The organism is Bacillus cereus group sp. Bce041 (assembly GCF_052646455.1).
Genome location: NZ_JBQXON010000001.1, coordinates 35,100 through 54,402, shown reverse-complemented (window position 1 = coordinate 54,402; position 19,303 = coordinate 35,100). Strand labels below are relative to the sequence as shown.

The following is a 19,303-nucleotide window of genomic DNA, read 5'->3' as shown; positions in this document are numbered from 1 at the left end:
ATAAGTTGCTCCTTTTTCATATATAGATTATTTTTCTGTTTCTTTAATTTTAGTTTGTACTTCGCCAGTTTTAATTTTATTGCTTTCTGAGAAGCGTAATAAATCGCCTTCAATAATTTTGTCAGACATTCGTAATTCATTTTGGGCACGTTTAATGAGGGCTTGAGCTTCTTTTTTTGGTAAATCTACAATTTCACCTGTTATACGGTCGTAGAAAGTGTTGTTTTTGTATGCATACTTATCTGTAACGAAGCTACCATCACGTAAAACAACAAAGCCAGTATATTCATCTGAAAACATATCATGGCCAAAACGAATATCATTCGTAGAATCAACACCTAATAAATTTAGAATAGTAGGTTTCATATCGATTTGTCCAGTAGGCTTTGAAATAGTTTGACCTTCTGTTTGTCCAGGAATATGAATATATAAAGGTGTACGTTGTAAATTTAAAGTATCAAATTCTGTTATTTGATCTTTTTCTAAAAACTGTGCCATTGCACGATTATGTTTTTCGGAAATACCATAATGATCACCGTATAACACAATAATAGAATCATCGTAAAGCCCCTCGGCCTTTAGACGTTCAATAAATTTTTTAATTGATTCGTCTAAGTAACGTGCTGTTACGATGTAACGATCAAATACGCCATTACCAGAGTTGTATGGTTCAATGAATTTTGTATCTTCATCATACGTAAATGGATAATGGTTTGTTAAAGTAAGGAAACGAGCATAGAATGGTTGATTAACAGTTTTTAATATATCTACTGATTGATCAAAGTATTCGATATCTTTTAATCCCCAATTTAAATTTGTTTCTGGTGTAATTTTGTAATCAAGCTCATTATAGTAACGATCATAACCAAGAGCAGAGTACATGATATTACGATTCCAAAATGTTGCGTTATTCGCATGAAATACAGAAGTGAAATAACCTTGCTGACGTAAAATTTCTGGAGTTGCAGTATAATCATTGTTACCGTGTGTAAAGAATACAGCTCCTCGATTTAATGGATACAACGACGTATCGATTAGAAATTCAGAATCAGATGTTTTCCCTTGACCAGTTTGATGGAAAAAGTTATCAAAGTAATAACTTTCATTTATGAATTCATTTAGGAATGGTGTAACTTCTTGCCCGTTCACTGATGCGCCTATTAAGAAGGTCTGCAAGGATTCAAGAGTGACGACAATTACGTTTTTTCCTTTCGCTGCACCAAACATATTAGGGTTTGGCTCGCTTTGATTTGCTTTTACGTAGTTTTCAATTTCTTGTAATTTACTACTATCAGCAAGTGCTTTTTGTGACCCAGCTTTTACTTGCAGTGTTAAGTCATATACTTGGTGAGTATATAAGCCTAAATTTTTGACAAGCATGACTCGGTCGAATGATCTTGTTAATAATTCAGGGCGCTCTTTTTCTGCAAGATGTAGATTCGCAAAGAATACACCAATCGTTAAAAGAAAGTATAACAAGCGCGTAGAATGAGTTACACGTTCTGTTTTAAAGACCAATGATTTCTTTTTTAATAAAATAAAGAAGAAAACAATGTCTACGAATGCGAGTATAATTTTGTAGTTTAATATTTCTATAATACTGCCGCCTAATTGGCCGAAGTTTGAGGTTTGTCCAAGTACTGGTAATGTAACGAAATCACTATAAAAATCATAGAACATTACATTTCCAACAAGCACGATTGTTAATAAGAAATTAATACAGAGCGCTATATAATTTCGCTTTTCACCAGTTGCAAATAATGCTAATCCAACAAATGCTAATGATGCGGCTAGAGGGCTAATAAACAAAATAAGCTCTTGCGTTGAAGACTCGATTTTTAAATCAAAACTGAATCGCGTAATAAGATATGTTTTTAACCATACCGCTAAAGCCATTATTATAACAAAACTTATATTTTGCATTTGTAAATTTATTTTGTTCTTCATTTTTACACCTTCTTTATATAATTTATTTAACTAAAGTTATATATTATGTTTTTATAACTATTAGAGTGTAATGAACCATTTAGACTTTGTTTTCTAAAGGGAATAATTTGAAGTATTCATATATATACAATGGGGATTTTTAAAGCGTAGTAGCATAAATATAACTCTTTTTGAGAAACGGGCAGAACAAGTCATAGTTGTAGTGAAATTGACTTATAGACATCCTACCATATTAAACACTATGATGATGTTACAAAATATCGAACAAATAAAAGTGAAAATGGATAGAGACTTTTAAAACTGTTGACATTCAATTTATTAGAATTGAATGTCAATCGTTTTAAATATACAGTTATATTACATATGTATTTTGTAAAATCCCGATTTTTTGTCGGTTAATTATTAGCAGGGAAGGATAGGGGGGTTATTAATATAATTTTACTATATGTAAGTAAAGTGTTTTGAAATTGAAAATATTTGACTGACATTTTAATGATAGAAATTAAATGTCAGATAAGTACTTTCCAACATACAGACCACTTGCAGCTGCTTGAGATAATGAATGCGTAACGCCTGAACAATCTCCAATTAAAAATAGCCCATGTATACTAGTTTCAAAATGATTATTAATTTTTATCGTAGGAGCATAGAACTTTCCATCAATTCCATATAGTAAAGTATGTTGATCAATAGGTTCTTGTATAAATTGTTCTAAACGTAATAAAAATTCTTTGAGCCCTTCAATATATAATTGAGGAATTTCTTGATTCAAATCTCCATAATCCCCCTGTAGTGTAGGCTGTATACGGCTATGTTCCATGCTGTTTTCCGCCGTAGGTTGTTTCTTTAGTAAGTCCTCTAAGCGCTGTATAACAATCCGATCTCGTCCTTGGTTAATGCCTTTAATAATTGAACTTGCGTATACATTTGCTTCTTTGAGAGTTGGAAAATAGCTAGGAATAAATAAAGTGAAATTTAAATTAGAAGTGCCAGTTCCTTGCTCTCGAAAATTTTGACCGTCAGGCATAACTAAACCTTCTTCGTACTTTCGAATGATGCGTCCTTTTGGATTCATACAGTAAGTAGTTGCTGTGAAATGCTCACCTTGATAAGAAAGTTTTGTTTCAAAAGTATCTTTTAATATAGAACGTAATTGATGTTCTTTCATTTCTACTCTAATTCCTAAATCTACACGTGTTTGCTCCTGAGAAATATTTAGGGAACTGCACATTTCTTTTAACCAATCGGCCCCAGAGCGCCCAGTTGCAAATACTAGTTGCTTAGTTTGAACTGTTCCTTGATTTGTATCTATTGTAAAATGATCTTCCTGTTTCAGAATATGTTGTACATCTATATGAAATTGGATCTTTATTTTCGTCAGTAAAAATTCATAGAGCTGCTGAAAAATGTTACTGGAAAGTGTAGTACCAAGATGTCTTACTTCTGTTGTTAGCATTTGTAAACCACACGCTTCAGCTCTCTTAGTGAGACTTGAATTTTCAGTAGAATATTTTGAAACCGAACTTCCACCAAACTGACATAGAATTTCATCTACTTCAGCCATGAGTTGTAAAAAACCCTCTTTACCGACTTTTTTCTCAAGTTCTCCGCCAAATCCGTTTGTATAATTAAATTTCCCTTCAGATTTGCCTAAACCACCAAACCCGAAATATTTATCACATGTAGTACAATTACACACTTTTCCTTCGTCTAAAGGACAATGGCGATCTTCTAGCGCTTTACCTTTATCAAGAATTAAAACTTTTTTGTTACTTTTAGCTAGTGAATAAGCCATAAAAATGCTACTTACTCCAGCGCCGATAATCGTAACATCATACATATTCTTCCACCTGCTAACGAATAGTTTGTTTTTTATTTTTCTAGTGTATAACAATTTTATGAAGTTAAGAAATAGCTTTTATTAATAAAGTGGGAGTTTTTGAACTTGATGCTTTATTAATTTCTACGAGTGGTGGAGTAAATACAAAAATTTTTATTTGAAAGAAGAAACAGTTTAAAAAATAACTATGTCATATGATTAATAACATCTTACATAGAAAAAAACAGACCTTTTAAGTGAAGAGGTCTGTTAATGATTTTAAATTTTATTTAGCAAACACATGATTACCAATTACTGCTACTGTTTGACGTGTCGTAATCCACTTGTCCGTTGATGTTTTTGGATTGTAGAAATAAATCCAGTCTGAATCTACTCCATTTGTGGAGATAGCCTCTTCTACAGCCATTTTTGCTTCTGCACTTGCAGGTTGATTAATTCTTCCATCTGTAACAGGAGTAAATGCATATCCGTATTTAATAGGTTCATAAATAACGCCTGTTATTGTATTTGGAAAACCTTTTGCATTTACACGATTTAGTATAACTTTGGCTACTGCTACTTTTCCTTTATAGGATTCGCCACCTGCTTCAGCGGTAACTAAGCGTGCCATTAAGTCTTTTTCTTTTTGTGAAATACTTGAGTTGATTTTTAAATGTTGTCCTGTATAAAGCTTGTTTCCGACTGTATTGTTCATTTGTTTTATAGATTGGACAGTGACATTGTAACGCTTTGCTATCGTTTCTAATGAATCTCCCGGTTGTACTTGATAAATAATTTGTTCAGAAATGTTCGCAGGCTTGGCATTTTGAGGAACATTGATTTCATTTGATTTCACGGACCCTGGAATATGTAACTGTTCGCCAATAAAGGTTTTATCGTTTCCTTTATTATTAGCCTGTTTAATGGATTGTATTGAAACTCCGTATTGTTTACTAATGCCCCAAAGTGTATCGTTCTTTTTTACTGTATGAATGGTAGAAGCTTCAGCTGTACTTTGACTACATACGAATGTAATTGCGGCCGCAGATAAAGGAATTATATGTTTTATTTTTAGTAATTTCATTGTAAATCCTCCTAAGAAAAAATTAAGGTGAAACGATTAAGTAATGTAGTTTGAAATGTGTATATGCGTAATATATTAATGTAAGTATATTAGCACATATAAAATAAATAATCACTATAAGTTTCATATTCGTTTAGTGTAGAGTCAGAATATGAAATATTGCATATGAAAATACATTGAAGTTCATATTTCTGATTACTATAATCTATTTAGTAGAAAGGGAATACGTTATAGAATTAATCATTATAGATTAATATAATGATTAATAATTATTAATAGGAGGATTGATGTAATGAAAATATTTCAAAAAATGTGTGCGTCAACTGTAATCATTACAACACTTTTAGGAACAGGAGGCACTATCAATAGTGTATATGCTGATTCTATAGAACAGCAGAGTAAATTAGGGATAGAACAAGAAACAGATAAGCAAATCATTGTAAAATTTAAAGCGGATTTGGATTTGCCATATGAAGATGGTATTGAAAAACAAATACAATCTCAAACGAATGATAAAATAATAAAAGATCTTTTGACAGAATATCCAGATGTAACATTTACTCGTTTATTCACATCTGTAAGCCCGGAACAAATACAAAACCTTGAAGTGAAAGCACCTAATCATGTATCTACAAGTCTATTAAACTACTATATTCTTCAAAATCAAAATAGTGGGTATGAAGAAGAAATAGTAGATAAGTTAAAGGCATCTTCTTTAATAGAAGATGCGTATATGAAGAAACAAGAGAAAATAATGCCACCTGAAGTGCAATCATCAAGTGTAGCTCTTAATCCTAATAACAATCCTAGATTTAAAAAACAAGGTTATCTTGAAGCAGCCCCATACGGTATTAATGCGCCTTTCGCCTGGGGAATTCAAGGCGGTAATGGAAATGGTATTACTTTTGTTGATATGGAATACGGATGGCTATTAAATCATGAGGATTTATTACATCAAAATATTGAATTAATGTCTGGAAGAAATATAGATCAGCATGTCGGTCATGGGACGTCTGTACTAGGAATTGTATCCTCTGAGGACAATGAAGTCGGGAATATTGGGATTGCGCCAAAAGCGAAAGCAAAGGTTATCTCTCAAATAAGAGATAACGGACAGTATAATACGGCTGATGCAATATTAAGCGCTGTAAATCAGTTAGAAGCTGGGGATGTTTTATTATTAGAGGCGCAAGCATCCTTTGATGGATATGGTGATAAATATTTACCTGTTGAAGTACAACCAGATATTTTTGATGCAATTCGTGCTGGTACAGATAAAGGGATTGTAATTATAGAGGCTGGAGCAAATGGGTGGAATGATTTAGACCAGTTCAAAGATAGAAAAGGTAAGCAAGTCTTAAATCGTAATAGTAAAGATTTTAAAGATTCGGGTGCAATTATGGTAGGCGCTGGCTCTTCATCTTTCCCTCATGAACGTATGTGGTTTTCGAATTATGGAAGCCGTATTGATGTGTACGGATGGGGAGAAAATGTAGATACAACTACAGCTGAACAAAGTAGAAGTGCTGTAAATCTATATACTTCAAGCTTTAGCGGAACATCTAGTGCCTCGCCAATTATTGCTGGGGCAGCGACTTTAGTACAAAGCATTGCTAAAGAAAATTTAGGACAACCATATAGACCTAGTGAACTAAGAGCAATATTAAGCAACCAGAGCACAGGAACAAAATCTAAAGATCCATATGCAGATAAAATTGGTGTTTTACCAGATTTGAAGTCTATACTAGTAAACTTAGGCTATGAACAAAGAAAACCAAACGGTGGGAATGAATTACAAGTAACAGAAAATGAACCAAATAATGAGCCTAGACAGGCAAATAAAGTTAACTTTCATACACCGGTGAAAGGAATGCTACATAATAGTGATAGAGTAGATGTATTTACTTTCCAAATTGACTCGCCGGAAAATATTAATATTTCTCTACTAAATGAACAAAATATCGGAATGACATGGGTACTTCATCATGAATCAGATTTAAATAACTATGTAGCATATGGTGAAAATGAAGGCAATGTAGTTAAAGGAACTTATAATGCAAAGCCAGGTAAATATTATTTATACGTCTATAAATATGAGAATAAAGATGGTTCATACGTATTGAACATAAAATAAGTAAAAGGAACTTCAGATGAAGTTCCTTTAAATTTTTCTAATTTAGTATATGTGAATGATTTTTTAACTTTACTTCTATGCAATATTTCATATTGATGAAATGTTATTTATTTTTTCTGAACTAGCTTATATTATATTCAATAAGTTTGATATAAAAACAGAAAAAGAGAGGGATAATAATGAGCAATAAGAAGTTAATTTTGAAATTATTCATATGTAGTACAATATTTATCACATTTGTATTTGCTTTACATGATAAGCAAGTAGTTGCAGCTAGCTCTGTTAATGAGCTTGAAAATTGGTCGAAATGGATGCAACCTATACCTGATAATATCCCGTTAGCACGAATTTCAATTCCAGGAACACACGATAGTGGGACGTTCAAGTTGCAAAATCCGATTAAGCAAGTATGGGGAATGACGCAAGAATATGATTTTCGCTATCAAATGGACCATGGAGCTCGCATTTTTGATATAAGAGGACGTTTAACAGATGATAATACGATAGTTCTTCATCATGGGCCATTATATCTTTATGTAACACTGCATGAATTCATAAACGAAGCGAAACAATTTTTAAGAGATAACCCGAGTGAAACGATTATTATGTCTTTAAAAAAAGAGTATGAGGATATGAAAGGGGCAGAAGATTCATTTAGTAGTACGTTTGAAAAAAATTATTTTGTTGATCCTATCTTTTTAAAAACAGAAGGAAATATAAAACTTGGAGATGCTCGTGGGAAAATTGTACTACTAAAAAGATATAGTGGTAGTAATGAATCTGGAGGATATAATAATTTTTATTGGCCAGATAATGAGACGTTTACCACAACTGTAAATCAAAATGTAAATGTAACAGTACAAGATAAATATAAAGTGAGTTATGATGAGAAAGTAAAATCTATTAAAGATACAATGAATGAAACGATGAACAATAGCGAGGATTTAAATCATCTATATATAAATTTTACAAGCTTGTCTTCTGGTGGTACAGCATGGAATAGTCCATATTACTATGCCTCTTATATAAATCCTGAAATTGCAAACCATATAAAACAAAAGAATCCTGCGAGAGTAGGCTGGGTAATTCAAGACTACATAAATGAAAAGTGGTCACCATTATTGTATCAAGAAGTTATAAGAGCGAATAAGTCACTAATAAAAGAATAAAGATGATGAGAGTGAGAAGCGATAAAATATATCGCTTCTTATTTCTTTTCCAATAACCAACAATATAAATTGTACTTTTATAATAGAAAAAAATAAAAACATAAGATATAATCATACATATAAAATTTGTACCTATAAATTTTATATGTATGATTGAATTTGATTTGTTGTAATGAAATGGAGGTATATACTATGAAGTTTCCACATGATTTTTTATTCGGAGCTGCTTCAGCTTCTTATCAAGTAGAAGGTGCATGGAATGAAGATGGAAAAGGTGTTACGAATTGGGACGAGTTTTCAAAAATTCCTGGCAAAACATACAATGGAACAAATGGTGATGTAGCTGTTGATCATTATCATCGATATAAGGAAGATGTTCGCTTAATGGCTGAGATGGGATTAGAATCGTATCGTTTTTCTATTTCTTGGGCGAGAATATTGCCGACTGGAGATGGAAAGGTAAATGAAAAAGGGATTGAATTTTATAACAACTTAATTGATGAATGTTTAAAATACGGGATTGTGCCGTTTGTCACTTTATATCATTGGGATTTACCATTACCGTTAGAAAAAGATGGTGGATGGACGAATAAAAGAACAGCAGAGGCTTTCGTAAAATATGCAGAAACTTGTTTTAAGGCATTTGGTGACAGAGTTAAGCATTGGATTACTTTTAATGAGACCGTAATGTTTTGTGGATTAGGTTATTTAAAAGGTGCACATCCACCAGGAATACAAAATGATGTTCCAAAGTATTTTCAAGCGACTCATTATGTATTTTATGCACACGCGAAAACAGTTGCGGTGTACAAGCAGCTGAAACAATATGGTGAGATTGGGATTACACATGTTTTCTTACCAGCTTATAGTGTGGATGATCAAAAAGAAAATATACAAGCAGCAAATCATGCGAATGAATATGAAACGTATTGGTATTATGATCCAATTTTAAAAGGCGAGTATCCGTCTTATGTTGTACAACAATTAAAGGAAAAAGGATGGACTCCTAATTGGACGGTTGAAGAATTAGAAATCATTAAACAAAATGCAGAAGAAAATGATTTTATTGGCTTGAATTATTATCAACCAATACGAGTAGAAAGATACGATATGGATATAAAGAGTGAGGAACACTCTCGAGAAAACTCAACGCTTGCTCCAGGTAACCCTTCTTTTGATGGTTTTTATCGAACAGTTAAAATGGATGATAAAACATATACAAAATGGGGATGGGAAATATCTCCCGAAGGTTTCTTAGAGGGATTGCATATGTTGAAAGCGCGTTACGGTGACATAAAGATGTATGTAACGGAAAATGGACTTGGTGATGAAGATCCAATCATTGACGGAGAAATTGTAGATGTTCCGAGAATTAAATTTATTGAAGCACATTTAAAAGTAATGAAGCGTGCAATTGAAGAGGGAATTAACTTAAAAGGTTATTATGCATGGTCAGTGATTGATCTTTTAAGTTGGTTAAATGGATATAAAAAGCAATATGGCTTTATTTTTGTCGATCATAATGATAACTTAAAACGTAAGAAGAAACTTTCGTTTCATTGGTATAAACGTGTGATCGAAACGAGAGGGGAAGAGTTATAACAGATAAAAGCGTATTTTAGGAGAAAGTGTATGAGTGCAAAGTATAAACAAATTGCAGATGTGTTAGAGCAAAACATTCGAGATGGGCTTTTTAATGAAACGAAAAAACTACCTACAGAAGAAGCGTTGATGAATCGATTTGAAGTAAGCCGTAATACGATACGTAAAGTAATTAGTCAGCTTGTGAATAGAGGTTATATTTTTCAAGTGCAAGGTAGTGGCATGTTTTTACGCGAAACTTCTGTAACAGATTACATTAATTTAGGAAGTTTACGTGGATTAACGAAAAATCTTGTTTCACAAAATATTGAAACGAAAGTGTTAGAGCTGGAAGTAATAGATGCGGACGAAGAGATAGCAAAGCGGATGCAATGCGAAGCTGGAACTAGGTTGTATTTTTTGAAGCGCTTAAGAATTGTAGATGCTAAACCATTCTCTATTGAAGTAAGTTATTTCAAAAAGGATATTATTCCATATTTGAACGAAGAAATAGCATTAAGCTCTGTATACAGTTATTTCATTGAAGATTTACGATTAAATATTGGTTTTGCTGATAAAGTTATTAGTTGTGAAAAAGTAAATAAAGAAAATGCACAGCTTTTAGAATTAAATGAAGGTGATCCGGCGCTTCTTATTGAAAATACAGTGTATCTTGTAAATGGAACAATTTTTGAGTTATCTCAGTCGATGTTTCATTATGAAAAGGCGAAACTTTTAAATCAAATTAATTTTAAATGAAAAATTATCGTGTGAAAAAAGCAACTGGTCCTAAGTGATCAGTTGCTTTTTATTTTTTAAGTGGATGAGCAAAAAAACATGAAAGTGGTTGGTCCGCTTTTTGCAAACATCTATTATGATAAGAGAAGAAAGGTAGTATGTTATCGACGTTTTAAAGAGGAAGGTTTTTATGTAAGTTCTTTAATTAAAATAGATGGGTCTTAGAGAGGTGAAAAGACAATGAGTTTTGCAATTTCACTAGTCGTTATTATTGTAATTGTATCGCTATTTGGGACTGTACTAGTTGCAAGAAACGTGGAGGAGAATTACGGTAAGTCTACAAAAAGAAATGTGAAAAACTTATCTGCAATCTATATTCTTCTTCTTTTTGTTCTACTGGCCGGGGTAACATGGTACGCGGTAATGATTTAATAGTTTGTAAAAGAATTGAAATGAGAGTATGAAGTTGGAATTTCAGAAGCTATTGAGTAATCAGAAAGAGAACCATTTTGGATATATCCATTTACGGATAAGAAAATGTGACTAATTAATACTATTTTTACGGTGAATACTGTTAGTAAAAAATGAGGATAGTTCGTTTTGAAAGGAGGAAACTAGATGGAATGGAAACCAAATCGTGCAGATAAGACACCTGTATATAAACAAATTGCGGATTATATTGAAAGAGGCATTTCTTCAGGTGAATTTCCTTCTGATAGTAAGTTACCTTCTGAGCGTATGTTAGCAAAGGAATTACAGGTGAACCGGAGTACAATAGTAGCTGCGTATGAAGAATTAAAATCACTTGGAGTAGTAGAACGGCAAAAGGGAAGCGGAACACGGGTCAATACAGACATATGGGGTGTCTCACATAAACGAATACCGAACTGGGGTAGGTACGTGGAGGATGGATCGTTCTTACCTAACGTACCACTCGTTCAACAAATTCGAACGGAAACACAAAAAGATGATTTAATTAATTTAGCAAGCGGTGAACTGTCACCAGAATTAATTCCAAGTGATAGATTTCGAACAATTTTGTCGGAGAAAACATTTATGGAAAACCTCGGTTATGATCATCCACTTGGAAATGAGATGTTGAGAAAAACAATTGCAGCACATGTTCAGCAATATAAACAAATTGAAGCAGATTCAAGCTCTATTCTTATTACGTCAGGAGCACAACAGGCGCTTAATCTTATCGTTCAATGTTTATTAAAACCTGGTGATGCGATCGCGATTGAAGATCCTTCGTATTGTTTTTCGCTTCCAATGTTTAAATCGGCCGGTTTAAACATATTTCATTTACCTGTTGATGAGCATGGAATGAATCCAGATGACTTAATCGATTTGCACAAAAAGCATCGCATTCGTATGGTGTTTTTGAATCCAGATTATCAGAATCCGACGGGGACTGTGCTTTCATTAGCGAGACGTAAAAAAATTTTAGAACTGTCTTCTGAGTTCGGTATACCAATTGTAGAAGATGATCCGTATAGTTTAATCTCTTTTAATGGAGAAGTGAACCCGACATTAAAATCAATGGACCAAAATGGAAATGTTCTTTATATAAGTTCATTATCAAAAATTGTTGCATCAGGATTACGTATTGGATGGATAATTGGTCCTACACGTGTAATTGAGCGTTTAGCAGATGCAAAGCAACAAGTTGATTTTGGCCATAGTGTATTTACGCAGTGGGTAGCAAATCAATTTTTAGAATCAAAGGATTTCCATAAACATATTACGATACTTCGTGGACAATTGAAGCAAAGAAGAGATGTATTAATTGCAGAGCTTGAAGGAACATTGGGAGACCGAGTTGAATGTTTCGTGCCAGAGGGTGGAATACATGTATGGTGTAAAGTGAAAGGAAAGTTTGATGAATATCACTTATTAGGTGAATCTATACAGAATGGTGTCGCATTTGTTCCGGGCAGTGTTTTAGGTTCGAAAAATGAATATATACGATTTACGTTTGGTAGAGCGAATATAGAACAAATTCAACTTGGAATTAAACGGTTTGCCGACACGCTAAATGAGATTTCATAATATGGATGTGTGATAGTGAAATGAGGGAAAGAAATGAAGTACGTGACGCTTTTACTTCAAGTAGGCGTGCTATATGTATTTAGCCTAGTGGGTACGTGGATTCAAGGAGTATTCCATCTATCAATGCCAGGAAGTTTAATAGGGATGTTAATACTGTTCCTGCTCCTTTCCACTCGCGTTTTACCGTTAAAATGGTTTGAGTTAGGTGCGGAAAAGTTAATCGTATTTTTACCGTTATTTTTAATCCCTTCGACAACAGGGCTCATGGAATACGGGTCTTTTCTTTTCAGTAAGGAGAGTATTATATTCCTTTTAGTAGTTGCAAGTACTGTAGTAACTTTGATTGTTTCAGGGTATATAAGTCAATTATTAATAACAACAAAAAAATAAAATCGACAAGGTGCACGATTCAAATGGTCTTAATTATTATTACTGTAGCAATTTATTTCTTGGCGACAAAGCTATATAAAAAATTTACGTTTGCATTTACGTTACCGGTGTTAACAGTTACGGCAATTATGATTTGTTTATTTTTCATTTTTGGTATTTCTCATCATGAGTATAGGGAAAATGGAGGAGACATTCTTTCAAGCTTATTGAGCCCTGCAATTGTAGCATTAGCCATACCTCTATTTAAAGAGCGAAAGATACTTATGAAAAATTTTTTATCGATACTTATTGGAGTAGTGATAGGTATAGTGGCTGTAACGAGTATGAATGTAGTGATTGGCGGAATTTTAAATATAGATAAGGAACTTATATTAACTACTTTACCACAGTTAGCAACGATGCCTATTGCCCTATCATTAGCGGATCAAATTGGTGGTATTCCATCTATGACTTCTAGTTTTGTAGTTGTTGCAGGAATAACAGGCGCTATTATCGGACCAACAGTACTTAAGTTTTTCAGTATAACAAGTACGATTGGAAAAGGAGTTGGAATGGGCTGTGCATCACATATTATCGGTGTGAGCCGTCTCGTGAAGGAAGGCGAGAAAGAGGCGACAATCGGTTCGGTAACGATGATTGTAACTGGAATACTCATTAGTATACTAATACCGTATGGAACGAAATTTATTTTTTAAATGTAATGGAGATGATAACAATGACAACATGGTTTATAGTTACATTATTTGTTTTTGGAGCTATTAAAGTATTAGTTTCTAGCATGCCCACTTCTGTTGTGGAATCAATTATTAGTAAATTTGAATTGCATCAAAAGCTTGAGGCGGAAAATACTTCTATATCGATAGATGGAAAAAATATAGAGGGAGAAATGAAACTACAAGTTATTCATGAATTTAATGAGGCTTTGTTTTTAGATAAACATTATTTCCCGCCGCACGGAGAAGGGACACCCATAGTCATTGATACGAAGAAAGGGAATAAAGAGATTAGATTTTCGCTATATAGCTATGAAGAACATGTTGATGTCATTAAGCAATATAAGAAGAAAGTCGTTGCCTATCGTTTACGCTCTAAAAGCCTTCAAACATTGGCACCATTAGCAATAACGGAAGAGTATGCTTAAGAAGGGACCTATAATGGTCTCTTTATTTTTTTATCCAATTATATACGTTCCAAATAAAAGAATGAAAAATCATATAACCAAATAAAGAATATGTATGGTTCCAATTCGCGTTATGTACAAATAAACCTAAACTTTCAGCAATCTGTTCAAAAAGGCTAGCACAAATACCGATTGAAATAATAAATAAAATTCTAGAAACTTTAGATAATTTTTTTGAAATGTGTATAAAGATAACTGTTAAAATCGGCAGTACGAACAATGTAAAAGCTATATTAACCGAAAATGTGGATGAGAAGGGCCTAGCCGGAAAGGAATATATTTGTTTATGAACAAAAAAGGCATCTAAGCAAGTTCCAATAATAGAAGAGAGAAAGATTGTAACTACTAATGCTAGAAACTCATTCTTCTTCTCGGAGGAGGACATTTTTCTTTGCGAGAATGGCGAGTTCAATTTTTTCGAGTGTTTTGCAGTAGTCTTCTGTAATTTGTCCATTTATATTTTCCTCCTTATCAACTAAGTAATTTACAACTTGCCAATCGGTAAACCAATCTTCACTGTCAACTTCTTCATGCTTCATATCTCGCCATGCATAGATGAGTGCAGGGCTGTATATGCGATAAGCGCCATTTCGTAACTGGCATTTCTTTATTCGGCGCTTATAAAACTCACGGGAAAAAGATTCATTTACACTTGAAAATAAATGGGGCCAGTAATCTTTCCTTGATCCTGTATGTGGATGGTGTTGAGCCCAGCTTATTATTTGAGATAAAACATGTGTATCTCGAAATAATAATGAGTACAATCTTTTTCCAATTAATATCCGTTCATGTAAGGAAGTGAAATGTTTCATTGTATCACCAAATAGTAATACTTTTTGTTTCTTATCATTTTCGTAGAATGGGAAAAGAATATGATTAAACTGAAAGAAATCAAAGAGTTTAAATCCAATACTATTTAGTACAGTCTTTTTAAATTGTACATTTTGAATCACTCTTTTTTCTAAGTAGTTTTGTTCATTAATAATAGTGGCAATCGCTAAAGTTTTTTTGTTACCTGTTTTCCAAAAATGGTGCCACATCGTTTCCATAAATGTAGAAACATTTAGGTGAGGGAGAAGGTGAAATAACTTTTGTGATCTCTTTACACTTTGTTCGTAAAGTAAAAATTGAGGGTATACATCTTGGAAAATAAGCCAATTCCCTTTTTCTAAAAAAGAAAAAAATATGAATTGATCTTTCTCTGATAAAATTCTCGTATATAAATCCCCCTTTAAATCAGTCATATTCCAACCGCCGTTACGTGATACCATATGTCCAAGCAGTGCCCAATGTATTTCTGGATATTGAATGTAAAATTGGTAGTATGCGCGTGTTCTTGTAACATTATTTTTATTTAGTTGTTCTGTTTGTATTTTAATTTTGTTGATGATGAGTTGTTCTTCTTTCGTTAATTTATACATGGTGTCAGAAGGAATAAGCTTGCTTTTTTGTTTTAATTCATTTTTTACGTCGAATAGGGAGAGAGGCAGTGCTTTGGAAGGTCCGTTATATGTATGATTTGAATTGCTTCGGTCCATTCCGTTACCTCCCTTTTTCATAAATTTAAACATGATTATTGGCTATGAATCATTCTATTTATTTTATTACGAGTATAAGAAATAAATGAGCGGTGTTTTTTTACAAGGAATTTATTTATCATGCAAACAGTATGGAAAATCTTACTGTTGTGAGGTGAAATGAAAAACAGAAACTAAGTTTAATAGTTTCTGTTTTTTTATTTTGTCAATTAAATGTAACAAACGACGATTATGATTTGAATCAATTGAAAATAATTCAATAAATATTATTTAAATTGAGATGTTTCGTAGGAGGAAAAGGAATGTTAAATAAAATAATTTTAATTACTGGTGGTACAGGTTCGTGGGGGCATGAACTTATAAAACAACTATTAGAAAAATCACCGAAAGAAATTAGAGTTTTTTCAAGAAATGAAACGGTTCAGTTTGAAATGCAGCAACAGTTTATAAATGATCATAGGCTAAAATTTATTATTGGAGATATTCGTGATAAAGATCAACTAGTCTATGCATGCCAAGGTGTACATTATGTATTCCATCTTGCAGCTTTAAAACACGTTCCAGTATGTGAGTATTATCCTTATGAAGCTATAAAAACTAACATACATGGTACGCAAAATGTAATTGAAGCCTCTACACAGATGCAAGTTGAAAAAGTTATATATGTTTCAACGGATAAAGCAGCTGATCCATCAAATACGTATGGGATGACAAAAGCAATTGGTGAAAAATTAATGGTTCATGCGAATATACAAACGAAGAAAACAAAATTCATTTGTGTTCGTGGTGGAAATGTTTTAGGAACGAGTGGAAGTGTAGTACCGCTTTTTAAACAACAAATTAAAAGATCTTCACAAGTAGGGATTACCGATGCGAATATGACTAGATTTTTCTTAACAGTTGAAGATGCTGTTGGATTGTTATTTAAAGCCGTATCTCAAGGTAGAGGCGGGGAAATCTTTGTTATGAAAATGCCGGCATGTAAAATAACAGATTTAGCGGAAATATTAATTGAAGATTCAAAAAAAGAAAATATTAAGGTGAAAGAGGTAGGGATAAGACCGGGTGAAAAATTAAGTGAAATGCTTCTATCTGAGGTAGAGAGTAAAACAAGTATAAGTTTTGATCAAAATTATTTTGTGGTACTACCGACGATTCCTATCGAAGGACTTCAAGAATATTATTCTAGCTATCCGCTAGTGGATGTGAAGAGTTTTAGTTCTCAACAAGATTTACTTGCAAAACATGAGGTGAAACAAATGCTATTAAAAGGAGGGTTTTTGCGATGAAAAAAAATGCGAGCCTTTTAATAACTGGTGCAAATGGTTTCACAGGCCGCCATGCTTGCCACTATTTTTTAGAGCAGGGCTTTCATGTAATTCCTATGTTTCAAAATCGTGCACATAGAGAAAAAATTAGAAATGGTATTACGTGTAATTTAACTAATAAGAGCGAAGTAATGAAGGTAATGAAACAAATAAAGCCAGACTACGTATTGCATTTAGCGGGAAGGAATTCGGTTATAGAATCTTGGACAGCTGCTCTTGAGTATATAGAGATTAATGTAATAGGAACGTTATATTTATTAGAAGCAATTAAGCAAGAAGCCTCGCATTGTAGAACATTAGTTATAGGATCTGCTTTGCAAGCAGATAGTATGAACGAAATGAAAATTTCAAATCCATATAGTTTAAGTAAAACGATGCAAGTCATTATTGCAGAGGCTTGGGGAGGATTAATGGATTCAAATATTATCATTGCAAAGCCCTCAAACTTAATTGGTCCAGGGGTATCGAATGGTATTTGTTCGATTCTCGCAAAGAAAATAATAGATATAGAATCAGGTAGAAGTAAGGCTATTATCGAAGTAAACAGTTTGAAAGATAGTAGAGATTTTCTAGATGTACGTGATGCGGTCAAAGCGTATCATGTGTTATTACGAGATGGAATAAATGGAAAACAATATAATATCGGATCAGGAGTAAAACGATCTTTATTAGATGTACTAGAACAATATAAAGAATTAACACAGCTAAATTTTTTTATAGAGGAAACAGAGAAAAGTGGGAGCGACTCAAATGAGAGTTTAGCAACAGAGGAAATAAAAAATTTAGGTTGGATCCCAGAAATTGAATTTCATCAATCATTAAAAGATGTACTTGAGTATGCGAAGTGTAGTGACATCTGCGTGCAATGAAAAACAAAAAAGGGTGTAAGAAATATATGAATGGTTATGAAGTAATAGATAATCAAAATACGCTATTTCTTTCAATTGTTGATACGCTGGACTGGAGAGATGAAGAAGCGCATGTATTGCTTATTTATGAGGCAATACATAAATATCAAGCGTATGTAGAAGAAAAAAGGGTTAATCGAATAAAGTCAGCATTAGAGACGGAAACTAGATATGTGATTCAAATCTTTGCTCAATACGAGTGTAGTGAGTATGGAAATGATTTTTATGAACTCATTAACGATCTTTTACAAGATATAGAGGTGGAGTTAAAGATTTATATAAAAAATAATAAGTTTATTTACATTTAAAAGGTAAAGAGAAAGCTAGATTTTTAATAATAAAGGTGGGTATAAGTTATGAGCAAAACGATTCTTTTTACTGGGGGCGGTACAGCCGGACACGTTATGATTAATATTGTATTAATTCCTAAATTTATAGAGAAAGGCTGGAGAGTCGAGTATATTGGATCCAAAAATGGAATTGAAAAATCATTAGTGCAAAATGTAAAATACAATAGTGTTTCAACGGGAAAGCTTAGGAGATATTGGGATTGGGAGAATTTTAAAGATCCTTTTAAAATTATACGCGGTTGTTTACAAAGTTATAATTTAATTAAGAAAACAAAGCCTGACGTTATCTTTTCAGCAGGAGGATTTGTTTCAGTTCCTGTAGCTATAGGAGCATGGTTAAATCGTGTGCCTATAATTATACGTGAACCAGATAGCACATTAGGGCTTGCCAATAAAATAGCATTACCTTTTGCTACAAAGCTATGCACAACATTTCCTCAGACAGGAGAAAATGTAAGTAATGAGAAGAAGGTTTATGTAGGACCAATTGTAAGGGAAGAAATTGAGAAGGGTAACGTATTACGAGGAAGAAGATATTGTGAATTTCAGCAAGATAAACCAGTATTATTAATTATGGGTGGGAGTCAAGGTGCTAAGTGGATAAATGATATGGTAAGGGAATGTTTAGATACAATACTATTAAACTTTAATATTATTCATATATGTGGTAAAGGGAAGGTAGACCCATCTATTGGCATGGAGGGATATATGCAATTTGAATATATAGGCGACGAGTTGCCGCATATACTAAATATGGCAAGTGTTGTAGTTTCTAGAGCGGGTTCTACTGCTATTTCTGAATTGTTATTTTTGAAGAAACCGATGTTGCTTATCCCGTTAACTAACAGTTCCAGTAGGGGAGATCAAGTTTTAAATGCTGAATATTTTTCACGGCAAGGATATGCGGAAGTTATACTCCAAGACAGAGTAAGTACGAATACATTTATACATGCAGTAAATAAGTTGTATACAAATAAGGAGAAATATATTCAAAACATGAATGGATATAAGAAAACAAATGATGAGGGAATTCATCAAATAATAGATATAATAAATGAAGTGGTGAAGTAATAGAAATGTAAATA

The 19,303-nt window shown here is 32.9% G+C and carries 18 protein-coding genes; 13 read left to right on the top strand and 5 right to left on the bottom strand.

The window, feature by feature from the left end:
• Positions 1 to 27: 27 nt before the first annotated feature.
• The 3 genes from ACUN13_RS00265 to ACUN13_RS00255 form a co-directional block, all read right to left on the bottom strand.
• The gene (locus ACUN13_RS00265; RefSeq protein WP_409531763.1) at positions 28 to 1,947 is read right to left on the bottom strand and encodes an LTA synthase family protein; all 1,920 of its coding nucleotides are present in this window, start codon (positions 1,945 to 1,947) and stop codon (positions 28 to 30) included.
• Between the two features lie 502 nt (positions 1,948 to 2,449).
• Positions 2,450 to 3,787 carry an NAD(P)/FAD-dependent oxidoreductase gene (locus tag ACUN13_RS00260; protein ID WP_000272405.1) on the bottom strand — a complete coding sequence of 446 codons (1,338 nt, stop codon included), beginning with the start codon at positions 3,785 to 3,787 and terminating at the stop codon, positions 2,450 to 2,452.
• A gap of 265 nt (positions 3,788 to 4,052) precedes the next feature.
• Positions 4,053 to 4,850, bottom strand: a complete 798-nt coding sequence (locus ACUN13_RS00255) for a cell wall hydrolase (RefSeq protein WP_409531765.1) — start codon at positions 4,848 to 4,850, stop codon at positions 4,053 to 4,055.
• A 292-nt stretch (positions 4,851 to 5,142) separates the two neighbouring features.
• Here ACUN13_RS00255 and ACUN13_RS00250 point away from each other — a divergent pair, with 292 nt between their 5' ends.
• From ACUN13_RS00250 to ACUN13_RS00210, 9 genes are all read left to right on the top strand, one after another.
• Entirely contained in the window at positions 5,143 to 6,984 is a 1,842-nt protein-coding gene (locus ACUN13_RS00250; RefSeq protein ID WP_242259265.1) for a S8 family peptidase, read from the top strand.
• Between the two features lie 179 nt (positions 6,985 to 7,163).
• Positions 7,164 to 8,153 carry a phosphatidylinositol diacylglycerol-lyase gene (plcA, locus tag ACUN13_RS00245; RefSeq protein ID WP_000066288.1) on the top strand — a complete coding sequence of 330 codons (990 nt, stop codon included), beginning with the start codon at positions 7,164 to 7,166 and terminating at the stop codon, positions 8,151 to 8,153.
• Between the two features lie 192 nt (positions 8,154 to 8,345).
• Positions 8,346 to 9,755, top strand: coding sequence for a glycoside hydrolase family 1 protein (locus ACUN13_RS00240; protein WP_000671628.1), 1,410 nt, complete (start codon positions 8,346 to 8,348; stop codon positions 9,753 to 9,755).
• 30 nt (positions 9,756 to 9,785) lie between these two features.
• Positions 9,786 to 10,493, top strand: coding sequence for a GntR family transcriptional regulator (locus tag ACUN13_RS00235; RefSeq protein WP_409531766.1), 708 nt, complete (start codon positions 9,786 to 9,788; stop codon positions 10,491 to 10,493).
• 219 nt (positions 10,494 to 10,712) lie between these two features.
• Positions 10,713 to 10,904, top strand: coding sequence for a hypothetical protein (locus ACUN13_RS00230; protein WP_000006458.1), 192 nt, complete (start codon positions 10,713 to 10,715; stop codon positions 10,902 to 10,904).
• A gap of 186 nt (positions 10,905 to 11,090) precedes the next feature.
• Positions 11,091 to 12,524 (top strand): MocR-like pyridoxine biosynthesis transcription factor PdxR, encoded by a 1,434-nt coding sequence (gene pdxR / locus ACUN13_RS00225; RefSeq protein ID WP_000454965.1) that lies wholly within the window; start codon positions 11,091 to 11,093, stop codon positions 12,522 to 12,524.
• A 33-nt stretch (positions 12,525 to 12,557) separates the two neighbouring features.
• Positions 12,558 to 12,914 (top strand): CidA/LrgA family holin-like protein, encoded by a 357-nt coding sequence (locus ACUN13_RS00220; protein ID WP_000878488.1) that lies wholly within the window; start codon positions 12,558 to 12,560, stop codon positions 12,912 to 12,914.
• Between the two features lie 23 nt (positions 12,915 to 12,937).
• Complete coding sequence (locus tag ACUN13_RS00215) at positions 12,938 to 13,609, top strand: LrgB family protein (RefSeq protein ID WP_000242939.1); 672 nt, start codon at positions 12,938 to 12,940, stop codon at positions 13,607 to 13,609.
• 20 nt (positions 13,610 to 13,629) lie between these two features.
• On the top strand, positions 13,630 to 14,055 hold the full coding sequence (locus tag ACUN13_RS00210) for a YfmQ family protein (protein WP_000214634.1): 426 nt from the start codon (positions 13,630 to 13,632) through the stop codon (positions 14,053 to 14,055).
• Positions 14,056 to 14,077: 22 nt separating this feature from the next.
• Here ACUN13_RS00210 and ACUN13_RS00205 read toward each other — a convergent pair whose 3' ends face one another.
• Together ACUN13_RS00205 and ACUN13_RS00200 are read right to left on the bottom strand one after the other, a co-directional pair.
• On the bottom strand, positions 14,078 to 14,479 hold the full coding sequence (locus ACUN13_RS00205) for a CBO0543 family protein (RefSeq protein WP_033687074.1): 402 nt from the start codon (positions 14,477 to 14,479) through the stop codon (positions 14,078 to 14,080).
• Positions 14,454 to 15,632: a DUF2515 domain-containing protein gene (locus ACUN13_RS00200; protein WP_000376159.1), complete on the bottom strand. Its 1,179-nt coding sequence runs from the start codon at positions 15,630 to 15,632 to the stop codon at positions 14,454 to 14,456. Before ACUN13_RS00200 ends, ACUN13_RS00205 begins: the two co-directional genes overlap by 26 nt.
• A 302-nt stretch (positions 15,633 to 15,934) precedes the next feature.
• Between ACUN13_RS00200 and ACUN13_RS00195 the strand changes: the two genes are divergently transcribed.
• Genes ACUN13_RS00195 through ACUN13_RS00180 form a run of 4 tightly spaced genes read left to right on the top strand, consistent with a single transcriptional unit; the run spans position 15,935 to position 19,289 of the window.
• Entirely contained in the window at positions 15,935 to 16,921 is a 987-nt protein-coding gene (locus ACUN13_RS00195; protein ID WP_409531769.1) for a UDP-N-acetylglucosamine 4,6-dehydratase family protein, read from the top strand.
• Positions 16,918 to 17,829 (top strand): NAD-dependent epimerase/dehydratase family protein, encoded by a 912-nt coding sequence (locus ACUN13_RS00190; protein ID WP_000739078.1) that lies wholly within the window; start codon positions 16,918 to 16,920, stop codon positions 17,827 to 17,829. Before ACUN13_RS00195 ends, ACUN13_RS00190 begins: the two co-directional genes overlap by 4 nt.
• Positions 17,826 to 18,176: a DUF6572 domain-containing protein gene (locus ACUN13_RS00185; protein WP_002164458.1), complete on the top strand. Its 351-nt coding sequence runs from the start codon at positions 17,826 to 17,828 to the stop codon at positions 18,174 to 18,176. The genes ACUN13_RS00190 and ACUN13_RS00185 overlap by 4 nt, the downstream gene beginning before the upstream one ends.
• Positions 18,177 to 18,224: 48 nt before the next feature.
• On the top strand, positions 18,225 to 19,289 hold the full coding sequence (locus ACUN13_RS00180; RefSeq protein WP_000047562.1) for an undecaprenyldiphospho-muramoylpentapeptide beta-N-acetylglucosaminyltransferase: 1,065 nt from the start codon (positions 18,225 to 18,227) through the stop codon (positions 19,287 to 19,289).
• Positions 19,290 to 19,303: the final 14 nt, after the last annotated feature.

Coding starts and splice junctions, on each gene's coding strand:
- ACUN13_RS00210 (WP_000214634.1), top strand. CDS start 13,630: ATGACAACATGGTTTATAGTTACATTATTTGTTTTTGGAGCTATTAAA.
- ACUN13_RS00260 (WP_000272405.1), bottom strand. CDS start 3,787: ATGTATGATGTTACGATTATCGGCGCTGGAGTAAGTAGCATTTTTATG.
- ACUN13_RS00265 (WP_409531763.1), bottom strand. CDS start 1,947: ATGAAGAACAAAATAAATTTACAAATGCAAAATATAAGTTTTGTTATA.
- ACUN13_RS00205 (WP_033687074.1), bottom strand. CDS start 14,479: ATGTCCTCCTCCGAGAAGAAGAATGAGTTTCTAGCATTAGTAGTTACA.
- ACUN13_RS00235 (WP_409531766.1), top strand. CDS start 9,786: ATGAGTGCAAAGTATAAACAAATTGCAGATGTGTTAGAGCAAAACATT.
- ACUN13_RS00255 (WP_409531765.1), bottom strand. CDS start 4,850: ATGAAATTACTAAAAATAAAACATATAATTCCTTTATCTGCGGCCGCA.
- pdxR (WP_000454965.1), top strand. CDS start 11,091: ATGGAATGGAAACCAAATCGTGCAGATAAGACACCTGTATATAAACAA.
- ACUN13_RS00230 (WP_000006458.1), top strand. CDS start 10,713: ATGAGTTTTGCAATTTCACTAGTCGTTATTATTGTAATTGTATCGCTA.
- ACUN13_RS00180 (WP_000047562.1), top strand. CDS start 18,225: ATGAGCAAAACGATTCTTTTTACTGGGGGCGGTACAGCCGGACACGTT.
- ACUN13_RS00250 (WP_242259265.1), top strand. CDS start 5,143: ATGAAAATATTTCAAAAAATGTGTGCGTCAACTGTAATCATTACAACA.
- ACUN13_RS00185 (WP_002164458.1), top strand. CDS start 17,826: ATGAAAAACAAAAAAGGGTGTAAGAAATATATGAATGGTTATGAAGTA.
- ACUN13_RS00220 (WP_000878488.1), top strand. CDS start 12,558: ATGAAGTACGTGACGCTTTTACTTCAAGTAGGCGTGCTATATGTATTT.
- plcA (WP_000066288.1), top strand. CDS start 7,164: ATGAGCAATAAGAAGTTAATTTTGAAATTATTCATATGTAGTACAATA.
- ACUN13_RS00215 (WP_000242939.1), top strand. CDS start 12,938: ATGGTCTTAATTATTATTACTGTAGCAATTTATTTCTTGGCGACAAAG.
- ACUN13_RS00240 (WP_000671628.1), top strand. CDS start 8,346: ATGAAGTTTCCACATGATTTTTTATTCGGAGCTGCTTCAGCTTCTTAT.
- ACUN13_RS00200 (WP_000376159.1), bottom strand. CDS start 15,632: ATGGACCGAAGCAATTCAAATCATACATATAACGGACCTTCCAAAGCA.
- ACUN13_RS00190 (WP_000739078.1), top strand. CDS start 16,918: ATGAAAAAAAATGCGAGCCTTTTAATAACTGGTGCAAATGGTTTCACA.
- ACUN13_RS00195 (WP_409531769.1), top strand. CDS start 15,935: ATGTTAAATAAAATAATTTTAATTACTGGTGGTACAGGTTCGTGGGGG.